The sequence below is a fragment of the Novacetimonas hansenii genome (genome assembly GCF_014843995.1).
Lineage (GTDB): Bacteria > Pseudomonadota > Alphaproteobacteria > Acetobacterales > Acetobacteraceae > Novacetimonas > Novacetimonas hansenii.
The window spans coordinates 2,007,547-2,023,407 of sequence record NZ_CP062147.1 but is presented as its reverse complement, the minus strand read 5'-3'; the positions used below and the strand labels follow the sequence as shown (position 1 = coordinate 2,023,407).

14 protein-coding genes and 1 pseudogene are annotated in these 15,861 nt (G+C 51.7%); 8 read left to right on the top strand and 7 right to left on the bottom strand.

The annotated features are described in order from the left end of the window. Nucleotides 1-78 precede the first annotated feature (78 nt). The gene (locus IFJ82_RS08770; RefSeq protein WP_192263891.1) at nucleotides 79-975 is read left to right on the top strand and encodes a fructose bisphosphate aldolase; all 897 of its coding nucleotides are present in this window, start codon (nucleotides 79-81) and stop codon (nucleotides 973-975) included. A gap of 208 nt (nucleotides 976-1,183) precedes the next feature. Next, nucleotides 1,184-2,140, top strand: a complete 957-nt coding sequence (locus IFJ82_RS08765) for an alpha/beta hydrolase (protein WP_075596249.1) — start codon at nucleotides 1,184-1,186, stop codon at nucleotides 2,138-2,140. Between the two features lie 243 nt (nucleotides 2,141-2,383). Here the strand turns inward: IFJ82_RS08765 and IFJ82_RS08760 are convergent, their stop codons facing one another. The 3 genes from IFJ82_RS08760 to IFJ82_RS08750 form a co-directional block, all read right to left on the bottom strand. Then, nucleotides 2,384-2,713, bottom strand: a complete 330-nt coding sequence (locus tag IFJ82_RS08760; RefSeq protein ID WP_192263889.1) for a hypothetical protein — start codon at nucleotides 2,711-2,713, stop codon at nucleotides 2,384-2,386. 87 nt (nucleotides 2,714-2,800) lie between these two features. Next, nucleotides 2,801-3,634, bottom strand: a complete 834-nt coding sequence (locus IFJ82_RS08755; protein ID WP_003619733.1) for a family 1 encapsulin nanocompartment shell protein — start codon at nucleotides 3,632-3,634, stop codon at nucleotides 2,801-2,803. Between the two features lie 12 nt (nucleotides 3,635-3,646). After that, a complete protein-coding gene (locus tag IFJ82_RS08750; RefSeq protein WP_192263887.1) occupies nucleotides 3,647-4,660 on the bottom strand; it encodes a Dyp-type peroxidase in 1,014 nt (337 codons plus the stop codon). A 522-nt stretch (nucleotides 4,661-5,182) separates the two neighbouring features. On the opposite strand from IFJ82_RS08750, the gene IFJ82_RS08745 reads away from it, so the two are divergent. The 4 genes and pseudogenes from IFJ82_RS08745 (at nucleotide 5,183) to cls (ending at nucleotide 9,849) form a co-directional block, all read left to right on the top strand. After that, nucleotides 5,183-5,650 carry a hypothetical protein gene (locus tag IFJ82_RS08745; RefSeq protein ID WP_192263876.1) on the top strand — a complete coding sequence of 156 codons (468 nt, stop codon included), beginning with the start codon at nucleotides 5,183-5,185 and terminating at the stop codon, nucleotides 5,648-5,650. Between the two features lie 229 nt (nucleotides 5,651-5,879). Next, nucleotides 5,880-6,240 (top strand): annotated as a pseudogene (locus IFJ82_RS08740) (transposase); the annotation flags it as partial. 461 nt (nucleotides 6,241-6,701) lie between these two features. Beyond that, nucleotides 6,702-8,297, top strand: a complete 1,596-nt coding sequence (locus IFJ82_RS08735) for an alkaline phosphatase D family protein (RefSeq protein WP_192263873.1) — start codon at nucleotides 6,702-6,704, stop codon at nucleotides 8,295-8,297. A gap of 109 nt (nucleotides 8,298-8,406) precedes the next feature. Then, on the top strand, nucleotides 8,407-9,849 hold the full coding sequence (gene cls / locus IFJ82_RS08730) for a cardiolipin synthase (protein WP_192263870.1): 1,443 nt from the start codon (nucleotides 8,407-8,409) through the stop codon (nucleotides 9,847-9,849). A gap of 131 nt (nucleotides 9,850-9,980) precedes the next feature. Here cls and IFJ82_RS08725 read toward each other — a convergent pair whose 3' ends face one another. Further along, on the bottom strand, nucleotides 9,981-11,177 hold the full coding sequence (locus IFJ82_RS08725; protein WP_192263867.1) for a lipase family protein: 1,197 nt from the start codon (nucleotides 11,175-11,177) through the stop codon (nucleotides 9,981-9,983). 114 nt (nucleotides 11,178-11,291) lie between these two features. On the opposite strand from IFJ82_RS08725, the gene IFJ82_RS08720 reads away from it, so the two are divergent. After that, nucleotides 11,292-11,897: a TetR/AcrR family transcriptional regulator gene (locus IFJ82_RS08720; protein WP_048858937.1), complete on the top strand. Its 606-nt coding sequence runs from the start codon at nucleotides 11,292-11,294 to the stop codon at nucleotides 11,895-11,897. Nucleotides 11,898-12,888: 991 nt separating this feature from the next. Here the strand turns inward: IFJ82_RS08720 and IFJ82_RS08715 are convergent. Next, on the bottom strand, nucleotides 12,889-13,647 hold the full coding sequence (locus tag IFJ82_RS08715) for a M15 family metallopeptidase (protein WP_003619743.1): 759 nt from the start codon (nucleotides 13,645-13,647) through the stop codon (nucleotides 12,889-12,891). Nucleotides 13,648-14,052: 405 nt separating this feature from the next. On the opposite strand from IFJ82_RS08715, the gene IFJ82_RS08710 reads away from it, so the two are divergent. Then, complete coding sequence (locus IFJ82_RS08710; protein ID WP_192263864.1) at nucleotides 14,053-15,099, top strand: aldo/keto reductase; 1,047 nt, start codon at nucleotides 14,053-14,055, stop codon at nucleotides 15,097-15,099. A gap of 266 nt (nucleotides 15,100-15,365) precedes the next feature. Here the strand turns inward: IFJ82_RS08710 and IFJ82_RS15900 are convergent, their stop codons facing one another. Together IFJ82_RS15900 and IFJ82_RS08705 are read right to left on the bottom strand one after the other, a co-directional pair. Next, nucleotides 15,366-15,497: a hypothetical protein gene (locus tag IFJ82_RS15900; RefSeq protein WP_275395023.1), complete on the bottom strand. Its 132-nt coding sequence runs from the start codon at nucleotides 15,495-15,497 to the stop codon at nucleotides 15,366-15,368. Between the two features lie 109 nt (nucleotides 15,498-15,606). Beyond that, on the bottom strand, nucleotides 15,607-15,798 hold the full coding sequence (locus IFJ82_RS08705; RefSeq protein WP_192263861.1) for a putative hemolysin: 192 nt from the start codon (nucleotides 15,796-15,798) through the stop codon (nucleotides 15,607-15,609). Between the last annotated feature and the right edge of the window lie 63 nt (nucleotides 15,799-15,861).

Genomic DNA, 15,861 nt, shown 5'->3' with positions numbered 1-15,861 from the left:
AGGAAGACAATTATATATGACATTCAAAATATCATCCTGATGGTATATGAATATTGAAAACAGGAGGTACAGATAGCTATGTCAATCGCCCAGATGCGTAAAAACATGTCTGAAAATGCGGGTTTCATCGCGGCCCTGGACCAGAGCGGCGGCTCCACGCCGGGTGCGTTACGCCATTATGGCATTGCCGACAGCGCCTATAGCACTGACGCCCAAATGTTTGCCCTCATGCATGAAATGCGGGTCAGGGTCGTGACGGCTCCGTCTTTCACGGGAAAAAAAATCCTTGCTGCCATTCTCTTTGAACAGACAATGAATGGGTCGGTAAAGGATACACCGGTTCCGGCCTTCTTGTGGAAGGACCGCGGTGTCGTGCCATTTCTGAAGGTGGACAAGGGGCTGGAAGCCGAAGCCGGCGGCGTGCAGTTGATGAAGCCGATCCCGGATCTTGACGCACTCCTTGAGCAAGCAACAAAGAAGGGCATATACGGCACCAAAGCCCGTTCTGTCATTCACCTTGCCGAACGCCGCGGGGTGGAGGCGATTGTGAAACAACAGTTTACCTTGGCGCAGCAAATCGCGGAACGAGGGCTTGTTCCCATTCTGGAGCCCGAAGTCCTGATCAAGAGCCCGGATAAGGCTGGGGCCGAAACACTGTTGCATAATGAACTACATCGTGGTCTTGATGCCTTGCCGGGCGATTATCAGGTCATGATCAAGGTTTCAATCCCGGAAAAACCCGACCTTTACCTTGACCTGGTGAAACATCCCCGTGTGCAGCGTGTTGTGGCCCTGTCCGGTGGATACTCACGCGATGAAGCCTGTCAGCGTTTGGCGGAAAACCATGGCATGATTGCAAGCTTCTCCCGCGCGTTGCTTGAGGAATTGCGCTATACCATGACAGACGCACAGTTCGATGCGGCTCTTTCAACGGCTATCAACCAGATTTATGCCGCATCCACGCAAAAGTCCTGAAGTAGGGCACTGCGTCATGTAGTATACCCCATTTCCATACGGGGAAATTGATGAATAGCGGCTTCTGAAATGTGGAAGCCGCTATTTCTGTATGTCGCTGTCATAGCGGAAAAATACATGAACAACTTCTGTTCAATCAGTGGCTTGTGATGATGTCGGTGTGGGAAGTACGTTTTATCGTAGCGATAGATAACGGAGGAAAATCCCCATGCCCCACAATCCCGTCGCCCCTGAATTCCGTGCTGCCCTGAAAGTTCTGCCGTCGTTTGACGGGCTGTGTGACCAGACCCTTTTGCAGACAAGAGAGGCATTCATTGCCGCCATCCGTACGGTCGAGGTGCCTTCATATACGGATGTAGATGTTGAAACGCGCACTGTGCCTGGACCTGTGGGGGCACCACAGGTTCCCGTGGTTATCTATACCCCACGGGAAAGGGACGAAAATATCCCCGTGCTGGTTTATATTCACAGTGGCGGTATCGTCAGCGGCACGCCCGAAGTGGATGATGCGCGATGCCGGAACCTTGTAAATGAACTGGGTATTGTCATTGTTTCCGTGGACTATCGCCTTGCCCCTGAAGCACCGTATCCTGCTGCCATAGAAGACTGTTATGCTGTATTAAAATGGACGCATGCAAATGCTGACAAACTGTCGGTTGATCGGGCGCGCATCGCGATCGGGGGAGACAGCGCGGGTGGGGGGCTGACGGCATGCCTTGCCCTGATGGCACGGGATCGTGCAGAGGTGCCTGTGTGTTTTCAGTTGTTGATTTATCCGATGCTTGATGACCGGACGGGTACGACTGTCATGTCATCCCCTGAACTGGGTAAATATATCTGGACTCGTTCTGCCAACCATTATGCCTGGAATGCCTATCTGGGTCAGGCACCAGGTAGTGCCGGTGTTTCGGAATATGCTGCGGCATTTCGTGCGGCAGATCTGCATGGCCTGCCACCAGCGTATATTGGTGTTGGATCTCTGGACCTGTTCCTTGACGAAGATCTTGAATATGCAAAACGCCTTATGGCAGTAGGTGTCCCAACGGAAGTTTGTGTCATTCCTGGTGCCTATCATGTGTTTGACGTTTTTATTCCGGAAGCACCATTGAGTAAAATATTCAAAAATTCATATTTTTCCGCGCTGAAACGTGCGTTTGCAAAATAAAAATAATTCCTGATAATATTACAATAATATATCGATATATTCACGTATCTTTTGAAATTCATGGAGTTTGAATTTGTAAAAATAAACCAGACATAATGCTAGAGTTAAAATTTTCAAACACTCACTTCTATAATTAGAACTGTATGAATCTAAAAACGCCGCCTTTTAAAAGGGCGGCGTCAGAATTTTTATTGCTCTATAATTTCTGGAATTCCCCGATGCCCTCACATTTGGGAAATAATATTAATTGTTCAGGGCGTCTTTCTCTTCTTTGCGCGTCGCAAATGGGACTTCCTGTTTATCATCAAGTTCATTCATGCTTCCCCCGGGATTACCCAGGTTTTCTTCTATCCATGCCGGCTCTATCGGCTGTCCATTGGCATCAAGCGGGACGGAAGAGGCCACCGGAATCTGTCCTGCATCAGGGTTATTTTCTATCCCGATCAGTTCAGAGGCGTTTTCCCTATAGGCTTCGGGCCCACATCCGGGCTTGCCATCAGCAATCCACAGTTCCTTTGCCTTGGCGAGGATCCGGGCTTCCTTTTGCGGGGAATCTTGAAGTGGATTGTCCATCTTTATGTCCTTTATCCATGGTTCTGGCCTGTCTGTCAGGTTTACGAACCTGTGCCTGACAGACGTAATATCATGCTGCCGCAGAAATCAGGCAGGTTCTTTTGCCAGGTCTGTCTCATTGGTGGTGGGGTCAAGGACGACAGTTGCCTCACTGGTAAGTGCACGGAACACAAAGCTTTCCTGCAGGTAGAGGTCAACTGTCTGCGCCGTATGCGCCAGATAACCGATTGAAAAATCCTGTCCGATATCAAGGGCCAGATCACCGCCACGTGTAGAGACCACAAAAGCCCCCTCGATAGCTGGGGCCCAGATCAATTTCCCATCAATCAGGCTTTCAATATGCTTGCGGACAGGATAGCCCTCGTCATCGCCGCTACTGATGACTTCATAGGCTTTTGTGCCAAGGACAATCGAATAAGGCCCATTTACCCCAGCCAGACGTAATGCACCAAGGGCATCGGCAATAACACGGGGATAATCCTTTGCGGATACAGGTAGCTTGAGATGGGTATTGGACGTGCTTTGACGGATGCCCTGCATTGCGGCGGCGGCATATCCATCGAAAATGGCGCGGTCTTCAGCGAACGCGATTTTGCGTGCGGCGTCCTTGACCGGCTGCCAGTCGGAATCAAGAGAGCCGCGCTCCACGGCATCAATTTCAGTGCGTGACAGGGTAAAGGGGACGCGCAATTCTACCAGTGGCAGGACTTCACGCTGCGTGACTTCTATACCTTCGCCAGGGGAGGTGATCTGACGCGTGCGTCCCGTCCCGACGCCAGAGAAAGCCTCGCCTTTCGGCTCTGACGTATCAACAATGCGACGTCCTGCCAGATGCCGCCGGATAGTGCGGGCTGCCTCTTCCTCAATCTGTGCCCATGCGCTGCTGGAGATGGGGGCAAGGTGCCGATGAAGATTATTCATGTCAGGAATTCCTTATTTTAATGATCCGATACCAAGAGAGCCGGGCCTTGGCTCCGTAAGGGGAGGAGTGGCAGGAGAGGCGGCAGATATATTGTCTGCCGGGATATTTGGCGCATTGTCGAGGAAATCGCCTGTCGGGATGAAGAACAGGGTTCCTGTCACCGCCGTACTGACATCAAGCAACCTGTCATAATTACCCGGTGGTTTTCCGATGAACATGTTTTGCAGCATCTGCTCTGTCCGTGCGGGCGAACACGCATAACCGATGAAGTAAGTGCCAAACTCTCCCTTGCCAACTTCGCCAAAAGGCATGTTGTCACGCACGATCTGAAGCTGCTGTCCGTTTTCCTCGATATTGGTGAGGACATTGTGGGCATAGCTGGGTTTGGCGGTATCGGGCAGTTCGATATCCGACACCTTTCGACGACCGATGATATGTTCCTGAACCTCTGTGGGAATGGCATCCCATTTTTTCAGATCATGCAGGTATTTCTGGACAATCACATAACTACCACCAGCGAATTCAGGGTCCTCATCACCAATCAGCGTGGATTCAAGCGCTGCCTGCCCCGAAGGATTCTCTGTTCCATCGACAAAGCCAAGCAGGTCACGCTCATCGAAATATTTGAAACCATGCACTTCATCAACAACACCTGCGGCACCATCCAGCCTACTGACGATTGCTGTCGCAAGTTCAAAGCAAAGATCCATGCGTGTTGCACGGACATGGAATAGCAGGTCCCCGGCGGTGGCGGGCGCATGATGCACGCCACGGATTTCCTGAAACGGGTGCAGTTCCCTTGGGCGGGGCAGGCCGAAAAGGCGATCCCAGGCATCAGACCCAACACCTGTGATGCAGCTTAACCTGCCGTCAGGCACCCGGAAACCGACACCACGTACCAGGGAGGAAATATCCCCAAGCAGATCTCGCACCTGATTGTTGACAGATATGTCATCATTCAGGCGGACAACAAGAAATACAGCCGCTTGGGTCAGTTTGGTATCAATAGGTTGAGGTGTTGCCAACTGTCTGAAACTCCCTTGCAGGTTGTATTCGCATGATCATGCATGTCCTGCCAGCATAGGCAGGTGGTGGATGATGACAAGATACGGAATGCAGGCAGATAAACAAAACCATCAAAAATCGTTCACATTCATAATCCCTGTTTATGATAAAATAACAGGAATAATTATACATTCGAAACATTACTTATAAATTGTGCAAATTTCCAATTTCATAGGGAATATTTTGAATTATGAAAAAATTGTTCGCTAATGGCTCTTTTTCTGTTTCCATGCCACATTTACTTTTAATGATAATTTAACATCCATAAATATCAAATATGTTTTATGTATTTCATGAATATATAATAAAGACCAGGAGATTTATTCATATATAATACATGTTACATTTTGTATTATTATTGCGATTCGCCATATGAAGGACATATCCTTCTTCTTCTCCTTGATTCTATTTGTAACATTGTTGGGGCTTACATTTGAAAGCATGCGGGACAATCTCTTGATGGTCAGATTATAGGAGACATTATGAAACGCTCGATTTTATTCGCATTGGCTCTTGGTGCCTCTGTACCGATGGTTGCCCATGCCGAGGACGGGCGCCATGGTCATCATCATGGTAGTGAAAACCAGAATGGTGGCGGTCAGGATGGCGACAACCAGAACGGCGGCTGGGGCGGTCGTGGTGGTCACGGCAATGGTGAGAACCAGAATGGTGGCGGCCAGAATAGCGGCAACCAGAACGGCGGCTGGGGCGGTCGCGGTGGCCACGGCAATGGCGAGAACCAGAATGGTGGCAGCCAGAATAGCGGCAACCAGAACGGCGGCTGGGGCGGTCGTGGCGGTCACGGCAATGGCGAGAACCAGAATGGTGGCGGCCAGAATAACGGCAACCAGAACGGTGGCTGGGGCGGTCATGGCGGCGGTGATCGTAACGGTGGTGACTGGAACCGGAATGGCAACTCAGATTCAAACTCAAACTCCAGTTCCAACTGATCCTGCCTGTCATCCCGAAAGGCCTGACTTGATCAGATCAATAAAACCCCAAGGAAGGCTCCGGTTTAACCGGGGCCTTTTTTGATATTCAGGTTTTTCAATTTCAGATTGATTGCGCTCTTATGTGTCCGTCCAAGAACATGCTGAATGATTGGAATCGTTTATGATTTTCTGTCAGCGCGCCTGATTTGAAGGAGTTGCTGATGTGGACCGCCGAGAACCGTGCCCGATAGTGCATCCTGCCGACATCCAGGACCGCGACGGCGCGCCGCGGGTCGCGGCCCGAATCAGGTCCTTAATTTCCCTGGCTTCGCTATCTGATCGATGATGGGGGATATGCTGGCAAGAAATTGTGTGGTGCGTGGGTTGAACTCGGCCGATGTACGATCGAGGTCGTCAAATGTAGCGATCGGGCCGAAGGCTTCGTCGTCCTGCCCAAACGCTGGATTGTGGAGCGTAGCTTTGCATGGCTTGGACGCTGCCGTCGCCTTACGAAGGATGTCGAGGCAACAATATCATTATCCCACGCGTGGTTGATGATCGCCCATATCCGTAGAGTCCTGCGAAAAATCAATCAGATCACTTTCTGATTTATAATTTCAGAGATTATTTCAAAAGTTTGAATAAATAATATCAAGAAAATATCAAGGTTTTTTTTGTGAATGTTTCCTAGAAATTTTTGGAAGACGTTGCCTTTTTCAAAAAAACGGCAATCGCAAAATTTTCTTATTTTATCAATGGTTTATTTTAAAACAATCTCCAAGAAATATATTCGTTCTCTCACACAATATAAAAAGTATTAATGAAATTATTTATTTATAATATGACTAAAATATAAATATATTTTATAAAATACCATATTAATATTTGTTATAAGCACATATATTAATATCAATATAAATTCATAAAAATATCACACAAGGGCCCCTGACGATTTTACATAATGTAAGGGAGGATCTTCAATGATCGGGTCAAGGCATTCTGGATCTGGGAGCAAAGGCAGGCAGAGCAGAAATCTGTATTTTATATTCAGATCCAGAAAGGGATTTTCATGGTATTTCTAAAACGCAGGCAGGTTTTGGCAGGCTTGGGCACAGGATTGCTGCTTTCTACGCGGATCAGGGCCTTGAAGGCTGCTACTCCAGTTAACCTCGATAAAAATCCGAAATTTGATATATCACCTTTTCAACTTGGCGTCGCATCAGGCGATCCTTCATCAGATGGTTTTGTAATCTGGACACGTCTTGCGCCTGCGCCACTTTCGCTTGACGCGGGTATGGATAATAACCGCCCGATGCTGGTAATATGGGAAGTAGGTGAAAATGAGGCTCTTTCGCATATCGTGCGTCGGGGGCAGGCTCTTGCCCATCCCGAACTGGGGCATTCGGTGCATGTGGAAGTGACAGGCCTGAAATCTGACCGACCATACTGGTATCGCTTCCGCATTGCCGGTTACGACAGCACGATCGGACGCAGCCATACATTCCCACAACCCGATGCATCCCCCGCGCGCGTAAGGTTCGCCGCCGCAGGATGTCAACATTATGAAAAGGGATATTATACTGCCTGGCGTAATATTGCGAACGAACCAATAGATTTCGTGTTCCATTATGGTGACTATATTTATGAAAGTGGCGGTAGCAAGGTCGGCATAACGCCGAACAGCACATCGTTTCAGGCATTGCGCCGTCATCTTGGACCTGAATGTTACTCCCTTGATGAATATCGTCGCCGTTATGCACAGTATAAGGCGGACGCAGACCTGCAGGCGGCCCATGCCGCAGTACCTTGGATCGTCACGTCTGATGACCATGAAGTCGATAATAACTGGGCCGGGGACAGTGATCAGGACGGCACACCACCGGATATATTCCGACTGCGCCGGGCATCGGCCATGCAGGCCTATTATGAACATATGCCACTGCGCCTGACTTCGCTGCCCGATGGTAATCATATGCAGATATACCGCAGCCTGCGTTATGGCGACCTGATGAATATATTCGTGCTTGATACACGGCAGTATCGCAGTGACCAGGCATATGGGGATCAGTTCGCCGCACAAGGGAAGGATGTCTGGTCATCAGATCGGACAATGATGGGACGGGAGCAGGAACAATGGCTGTTCAATGGCCTTGCCCATTCAGATGCGAGGTGGAACCTGCTGGCCCATCAGGTCATGATGATGAATCTTGCCTTTCGCAAATCCGATCATGGCGCGTTGCTGTACAGCATGGATCAATGGTCTGGATATATGTACAGCCGCAATCGCCTGTTGCAGTTCATCAGGCAGAACTGCCCCGGGAATGTAGTAAACGTGACGGGAGATGCACATCGTCACTTCGCCGGGAACCTGCTTCTTGATGGAAATGATTCCAGCCCGGTATCGGTGGAATTTCTTGCGACATCCATATCGTCGGGTTCGGATGGGGGCGGGGATAACGACAGTTTCAGTCGTTCGGTCCGGCGTGAGAACCCGCAGCTTATGGCAACGACGGACCAGCGTGGCTATGTGCTGTGCGATGTCGGACGTGATGTCTGGCATGCCGACCTTAAGGTGCTCGACAAGGTCACGCAACGTGATGGCAAATTATCAACTTATGCCAGCTTCGCTGTGGAGCGTGGATACCCAAGAATACAGAAGGCCTGATATCTATAGGAAAAGCAGGAGGTTAAAGGTCAATATTGCCCATACGCCATGCACGCGATACCATTTCATGCGGCTTTAGGCGTTACCGGATCAGGGCGGGGCGAACGATATGGGGTGGGGTTGGGTTGGTGCGACGACCCTTGGGTGTCAGTTACTGTTTATTGGAAGGGTGCTGTTAAGACCCCATCGTCAGCCAGCGTCACGTGTGGCGTGGGTTGCGATTATCGGATCGCTGCCTGTTCTGGGGATGGTTACGTACCTGCTGCTGGGTGAAACGCACCTCAACTGGCGGATTGTCCAGCGTATCCACAAAGCAATCCGGGATCTGCCGGTTCCGGGAAAAAAGAATGATGCCCTCATTGACGCCGAACATGATTTCGGCCTTCCGCCCCGCCTTGCACCCCTGTTCCGGGTGGGGCAGTCGATCAGTGGCTATCCTCCCGCCGGTGGTAACCGGGCTAGGCTGATGTCGGATTCCGATGCTGCGATCACGGCTATGGTTGCCGATATCGATGCCGCAGGCGCACATGTCCATATCAGCTTTTATATCTGGTTGTCTGATAATAATGGTATGAAAGTTGTCGAGGCCCTTAAACGTGCGGCCATTCGTGGGGTTGTCTGCCGTGTGATGGCCGATGATCTTGGATCACGGCGATTGATACACAGCCACCACTGGGGGGATATGCGTGCGGCCGGGGTGCGGGTTGTGCGCGCATTGCCGATCGGAAATCTTTTGCAGCGTCCTTTCCGGGGACGTTTCGACATGCGAAACCATCGCAAGATTGTCGTGATTGACAACCGGATCACCTATTGCGGAAGCCAGAATTGCGCCGATCCAGAATTCCGGGTCAAGGCCCGCTTTGCACCGTGGGTGGATCTTGTCGCACGTTTCGAAGGTCCCGTCGTGCTTCAGAACCAGCATCTTTTCGCGACGGACTGGATCGCCCATACGGACGAGGATCTGACACCTCTCCTTGCTCCGCCTCCCATGGCGGTGGAAGAAGGATTCGTCGCGCAGGTCATTGGCACAAGTGCCGCAGTCCGTTATGCGGCAATGCCTGAGGTATTCGTCTCGCTCATGAATGCAGCGGCGCGGGAACTGACGATCACCACGCCGTATTATGTTCCGGATGAACCGATACAGGCCGCCCTATGCGCGGCGGCGCGGCGGGGTGTAAAAACGGTCCTGACCCTACCGCGTCGTAATGATTCATGGATCGTCGCGGGTGCCAGCCGCAGTTATTATCGTGAACTGCTGGAGGCCGGCGTCATGATCCATGAATATCCCCACGGCCTGTTGCATACCAAGGCACTTACGGTAGATGGCCATATGACCATGATCGGATCGGCAAATCTGGATCGGCGTAGCTTCGACCTTAATTTTGAAAATAATATCCTGCTGGTGGATCGGGATTTTACGGCGGCCATATACGAAAGGCAGCAAAGCTATACCACTGCGGCCGCACGCGTGACGCTTGATGATGTGATACATTGGCCGATCCATCGGGTGCTGTGGAACAATATCCTGGCGATGGTCGGACCAGTGCTTTGACCTGCTCCCCATCAAGCATATGGCCGGTGGGGAGCAGTGCTGCATTCGGGAATGGGAAATAGCTGTTCACCAGAACATATGCATGTGCCCACGATAAATGTGATGTGGTCTGTCGGGCTGTTTACGCATAATCACTGCGCGGTGGGCGTGCAGTGTGGCGTTACGGGTTTTCCTGCCATGACCGCCTGCGTAAACGCGGCTGAATCCGGCAGGGAGGCATTGACCGTTTGGCTGTGGTCCAGTCCCTTGTAAAGATGTGCCTGCACGATTGTTCCTGCCGCACACGCAGCCTTGACAAGGCCGAACTGCAACGGTGGCGGAACATCGCGGTCCAGTTCACCTGTGCCTATGAACAAGGGTTGATTCAGTTTCATGGTAGGATATGCCATCGCAGCGAGTGCCGGGGCCAGGACCTTTGCAAAATTCGGTGTAAGCGAGTTACCGAACGTCAGGCCCTCAGCCTTCACCTGGTCGGTCAGTTCATGCACGCACAGGTCACTCGCGGCCTGATAGGCGGGCAGGGCCTTTGTGGTGAAGGCATCTTGTGGTCGGAAGGCGGGGTCATAACCAGCCAGTCCCTGTGCGAGATAAAGGGTATAGACCATAAGAGGGTCAAACGTCGCGCCCTGCTGCCGTGTGGCGGAAGTCGTCATGAGCTGTTTCAACAATTCCGGCGTAAGATACGGCACGCCGGTCGCCACCGTACCACGAATATCGATGTCGGGGGCATAAGTGGGGGCAAATGCCGCAGATGCAAATGCGGCGCCACCGCCTTGCGACTGTCCGACAATCATGACCCTGTTACGTAGTTCCGGGGTGGAGGACAGGGCAGCGCGAACCCCATCAAGCAGGCTGTACGCCTCAACCCGCGTATCCAGATAAGCATGCGTGCCTGGTGTGCCCAGCCCCTGATAATCGGTACCTACGACAGCAAATCCGCGCTTCATCCAGGTCGACAGGTACTGCTTGTTACGATCCGTCCATGGATTGGAGGATGGGGCGCAATGATCCGCAACCCCCACAGTGCCATGTGCCCATGCAACGATAGGCCACCCTCCCTTTGGGGGCTTACCGGGGGGAAGGATCACTTCGGCCGTAACAGGTACCAGCCCATTGCCAGTAATGCCGTTTGTGGAAAGGTAGGTAATGCGCATGGCACGTCCCGCATCCGGCAGGCCGAATGCTTCAGGCAGCGAGGCCGTGGCAGTAAGTTGTCCCGGCCTGCTTTCATGCATGATGGGCGCTGCGTGAACGATGGATGGCAGGGCGACAAGGCATAGGCCTGCGGCAAAACAGGTCAGGGTGCGGACAGGGCTGGGAAAACGCACGCGGAATCCTTTCCATAAGGCAGCCTGCTTTTTGCTTGACCACCATGCGGGCTTAAACTTAACACTGTAAAGAATGACCATCAGGGCAAGCAGGTGTCAAGTTCCCACGATCATATGATATTGGCTTTGCCGTGCCCTGCGCCAAGGCGGAAAGGCGGAAGCAGGAAAGCCTATCATCATGGCAACTTGCGTGCGGCTTTGCTGAATTCTGCACGTCATTTGCTGGAGGAACAGGGCATTGCTGCTCTTGGGCTACGCGCCATCACGCGGCATGCGGGTGTGTCTTCAGCAGCCGCAACACCGCATTTTGGTAACCTGACCGGCCTTCTAAGTGCGCTTGCAGGCATGGGATATGAAGAACTGGCCGCAACGCTTTCCCCGGTGTTGGAAAAAGGGGTGCATGCAACGGGAATGGCATATGTGCGCTTTGCCATTCTCAACCCCGGTCTGTTTACCCTTATGTTTCGCAGTGACGCCATTGATCGCAGCACACCTGCACTAGCCCTGGCGTCAAGCCGGACATCAGCCATGCTGACACAGGTGATTGAGGGGATGCAGGAACGGCAGGCATCACACACATGCGCGGGAACACGTGCCGCCCTGTGGGGACGTGTACATGGCTTGGCCGTGCTGGCAATCGATGGGTTCCTTGATAGGCTGCTTGCCAGCGAAGGGGTGGGAATGTCGTTGGAGGAACTGGTGGAAGATGCCTTGCGCTGACAGTAGGAAATCTTTTATCAGCATATTTGAAGGATATTGCCTTTGAGATAAAGGCAACGCCAGAGTGTTCTGTCATTACTTTTCAAATATCTGCTCCCAAACAGCTTTGATACAATCGTAGTAGCATCGTCACCGCCAATATAATAAGTGTAAGCAACCTCGGCAACGACACCTGTCCATTACGGTCCACGGTCGGATTGGCGCTGACACAGTTCAGCAACTGATGGAAAATGAATCGGGTGATTTTTGCACGGTATGATCCATGGGTTTGCGATAACCTGATGAGATCATGATGGCTTCGACTGAAACCATCTGCGCGCAGTATCGTCGGGACAATCAGGAAATATGTAAGTGAACTGTGTGATGCACTGTGGGCCCTGATTACCCCCTGATACTGCGAAGGAGGGGCGGTTGGACTGCTCCCCGTGCACAAACCTGCAGCAGATCGTTGAGGCCATTTGATATTGTCACGACTGGGTGCCAGTGGCAGTAACTGCCAGATCATTTTCCCCTTCACGATCATGCAGGTACAGAGAATTTCTACCGGTGGATCCGTGAAGGTCGGGATTGGAGGTCTTGAATCATATCCTCGTCTGGTTGATGACCGCCTTCAATACGGAAGATGGAAAAGGGCTTGGTCTACGTGTGACGACAGGTGGGGAACTGACCAATGCAATTGCGTAGGCATTGAAGAACCATGAAGGGCCGCCCTTGATCGAGTGCCAGATTGAACATGACGATTGTACCAGCGAACTGATCTCCTGGGGGGAGCTGCGACCAATGTAAGGCCACCCCGTAAAGATGTATAGGTGAGTATTTAAAATTTTCTGCATGAAGAAGTCATCGTTTTTATATTATTTAAATAATATTTTATAATATATATTGTTGGAAAACAAAATAATAAAATTTATGAATAACTTATAGTTTTTTATAAATATTTTAGTTTTAAACTATCTATATGTGAATTAATGTCGGGTTTTATATTGTGTATTTATGGTGCCGCTGTGCGTTTCACAACAGGGGGGATGTCCTCGAAACGGAGATTCTGTATCGGATAATCCCGCCAATCCTTGTAATCAAAATGCCACCATTCTTCTGGAAGCTGTGTGAAACCTTCCCGTGCCATGGCCTGACGCAGGATTTCCCGGCTTTTCCGCTCTTGTTGTGTACCACCGGTATAATCGGCATAGGCACGCGGGGTCATTTCATCAAACCCGCTGGGCATGGACACCGGAAGGCCGGATTTCAGTTCATAAAGCGTCAGGTCAACCGCGCATCCCCGGTTGTGCATAGACCCCACCGCAGGATCGGCCACAAACTGGTGTTTGTCGGGAGGCGTTGCATCCCAAAAGAGTTTCGTGACGTACCACGGTCGATATGCATCATAAATCAGCAAACCGTAACCTTGTGAATGCAGGGCGCGCTGTACCCGTACCAGTGCTTGTGCCGCGGGACGTTCCAAATACGCATGGGATGAGGAATAAACGGGATAGCTAAGGAAATTCCGTGTTGTGGCATAACGTACGTCAAAATGGAAAAGCGGCGACAGGCTGGAAAGATCGACAAGGTCGGGTTTCTTTTCCTGCGCTGAGGGTGCAGGGGGAGTGGCTTTCAGGGCATAATCCATCAGTTCCGGCACGGGGCGGCCTGGGGTAATGTGGAATACGGCGCCAGCAGGTTCCTGCGCCGCATGCGCCACCTGCAGAAGTGACCAGAACGATATCGTAACGAGACAGGTCGATCGAAACATCTGTCGGGATTTCCTATGCCGCATTCAGGATAAAGACAGGATTGGAATGTAGGAAAAAATATCTGTCAAGCCTTCCTTTGCAGGGCAGCAGAGACGTCGGACATCATGTAACAGAAGAAACCAGGCATAAAAGACAGCATGTCTGGGGTTATGCGTGGCCTGCATTGGGGGGGCGTATGTATCTTACCTCCATGAAGGGACCAATGTCCTTTCGATACGCAATTTCCAATATGCATACACAATATGTCCAGACAGGCGTTACACGCAGGTGCAATGCAATCATCGCCCGCTTTCAATGATTTCGGGGATGGTTGCACCATATGAAATCCCTTGCCACACTTGTTTCCGATGCGCCGCACCGGCGTCCCCGGCAGTCATGTGCTGCTTCAAGCGATGGATTTTAGGATGAAACGAAGAGAACTTGGCCGTACAGGCATCATGGTCAGTGAAATCTGCCTGGGCACAATGACATTCGGACAGCAAAATACAGAAGCGCAAGGTCATGCACAGCTTGACCTTGCGCTGGAACATGGCATCAATTTCATTGATACTGCCGAACTTTATTCCATTCCGCCCCGTGCTGAAACCTATGGCGCCACGGAGACGATTGTCGGAAGCTGGCTCAGGGCCCGTGGTGGCCGCGACCGGGTCATCCTCGCAACCAAGGTGGTGGGGCGCAGTACGATGCCATGGTTCCGACCCGGCGGAGAAGAAACCCGGTTGAGCCCACAACAGATCCGTTACGCGATAGAAGGCTCCCTGCGTCGCCTTGGAACAGATTACATCGACCTTTACCAGCTACATTGGCCAGATCGTCGCATTGGCTTGTTCGGCGAAGGGGGGACGACTTTTACGGCCCCCCCCGATCCGGACGAAGTTCCCATTGCCGATACGCTTGGCGTATTGGGGGATTTGGTCAATGAAGGGAAAATCCGACATGTCGGTGTGTCCAATGAAACGGCATGGGGAGTGTCGCAATATCTGGCATGCGCGAAAACCGGTGCGCCACGTGTCGCATCAATCCAGAATGCATATAACCTGATTAATCGTACTTTTGAGACGGGCCTTGCTGAAATCGCCATGCGGGAGAAGGTGGGCCTGCTGGCCTATTCCCCCCTGGCGCAGGGCTATTTGACGGGAAAATACCTCGATGGCGCCCGGCCTGAGGGGGCACGCACCACCTTGTTCAATCGTGGGCAACGTTATGAAAAACCTGGTGTGGATGCTGCAATCCGCGCTTACATCGACCTCGCCCATGAACTGGGGCTGGACCCGGTACAACTGGCTGTTGCTTTTGTAACGTCGCGCCCATTTGTGACATCCAACATTATTGGCGCCACGAGTATTGAACAGCTTAAGACAATTCTGGGATCGACGGAAATAAGCATGTCCCCGGAGCTGGAAGGAAAGATCAACGCCATTCACCAGATTCATTCCAATCCGGCCCCGTAACCTGCCGACAGATTGGGGCACGAAACCCGGCTTTATTGATTGACCGGGTTTCGTGTTCCCATGTTCCCTGTCATTCAAGAAAAATCAATGCCGTTGACAGGGCAAAAGCGACGGCAAGCAGGGTGGGACCAACGATATCCCAACGGTTCGGCCCACGCAGTCGTGGGATGTTATTATATGCGGTTTGGCGCAGGTACATGGACATCCAACCCTCCCGAGTGTGGGAAGACATATTGCACGAACAATATTAAAGGACTTCGCGGTGCCTACAGCACCATCAGCGCGCCCCACAGCGCCAGTGTAAGCACAACAATGCCAATTCCAAGCCAGTCCATGGCATTGCGACCGGGATGCATTTCCGGCTCTGGCGTGGGGCGGTATTGTGTTCCCATTGTCATGGCAACCTCCATGCCGGAACGAACATTGCCCGGCACATCCGATATGGGACATGCGACATCGGGAAAAAGGGATGATGACGCATGATCCATATCACAAAACAGCTACTGGCTACCGTTTGCCCATATCCCTGCGGAACAGCGCCCATTCCTCCATTTTCGTGCCATCAGGCAAATGGCAGATACCGACTGCACCATCCGCATCGTTACGGATTTCCAACCGCCCGCCGATTTTGATGCAATGTGCGGATGCGGGATTGGGCATGCCGATCGACTGGACATGTGATGGGTCCTGATGTGTCATGAGGGCAGGTGTCCTGTGGTGGTGGCATGCACCGAGAAGCAAGGGGAGAAACACGGTCATTGC

What these genes read in the sequence shown, in the direction of transcription:
- IFJ82_RS08770 (WP_192263891.1), top strand. Translation starts at nt 79, where the DNA reads ATGTCAATCGCCCAGATGCGTAAAAACATGTCTGAAAATGCGGGTTTC.
- IFJ82_RS08765 (WP_075596249.1), top strand. Translation starts at nt 1,184, where the DNA reads ATGCCCCACAATCCCGTCGCCCCTGAATTCCGTGCTGCCCTGAAAGTT.
- IFJ82_RS08760 (WP_192263889.1), bottom strand. Translation starts at nt 2,713, where the DNA reads ATGGACAATCCACTTCAAGATTCCCCGCAAAAGGAAGCCCGGATCCTC.
- IFJ82_RS08755 (WP_003619733.1), bottom strand. Translation starts at nt 3,634, where the DNA reads ATGAATAATCTTCATCGGCACCTTGCCCCCATCTCCAGCAGCGCATGG.
- IFJ82_RS08745 (WP_192263876.1), top strand. Translation starts at nt 5,183, where the DNA reads ATGAAACGCTCGATTTTATTCGCATTGGCTCTTGGTGCCTCTGTACCG.
- IFJ82_RS08735 (WP_192263873.1), top strand. Translation starts at nt 6,702, where the DNA reads ATGGTATTTCTAAAACGCAGGCAGGTTTTGGCAGGCTTGGGCACAGGA.
- cls (WP_192263870.1), top strand. Translation starts at nt 8,407, where the DNA reads ATGGGGTGGGGTTGGGTTGGTGCGACGACCCTTGGGTGTCAGTTACTG.
- IFJ82_RS08720 (WP_048858937.1), top strand. Translation starts at nt 11,292, where the DNA reads ATGATATTGGCTTTGCCGTGCCCTGCGCCAAGGCGGAAAGGCGGAAGC.
- IFJ82_RS08715 (WP_003619743.1), bottom strand. Translation starts at nt 13,647, where the DNA reads ATGTTTCGATCGACCTGTCTCGTTACGATATCGTTCTGGTCACTTCTG.
- IFJ82_RS08710 (WP_192263864.1), top strand. Translation starts at nt 14,053, where the DNA reads ATGAAACGAAGAGAACTTGGCCGTACAGGCATCATGGTCAGTGAAATC.
- IFJ82_RS15900 (WP_275395023.1), bottom strand. Translation starts at nt 15,497, where the DNA reads ATGACAATGGGAACACAATACCGCCCCACGCCAGAGCCGGAAATGCAT.
- IFJ82_RS08705 (WP_192263861.1), bottom strand. Translation starts at nt 15,798, where the DNA reads ATGACACATCAGGACCCATCACATGTCCAGTCGATCGGCATGCCCAAT.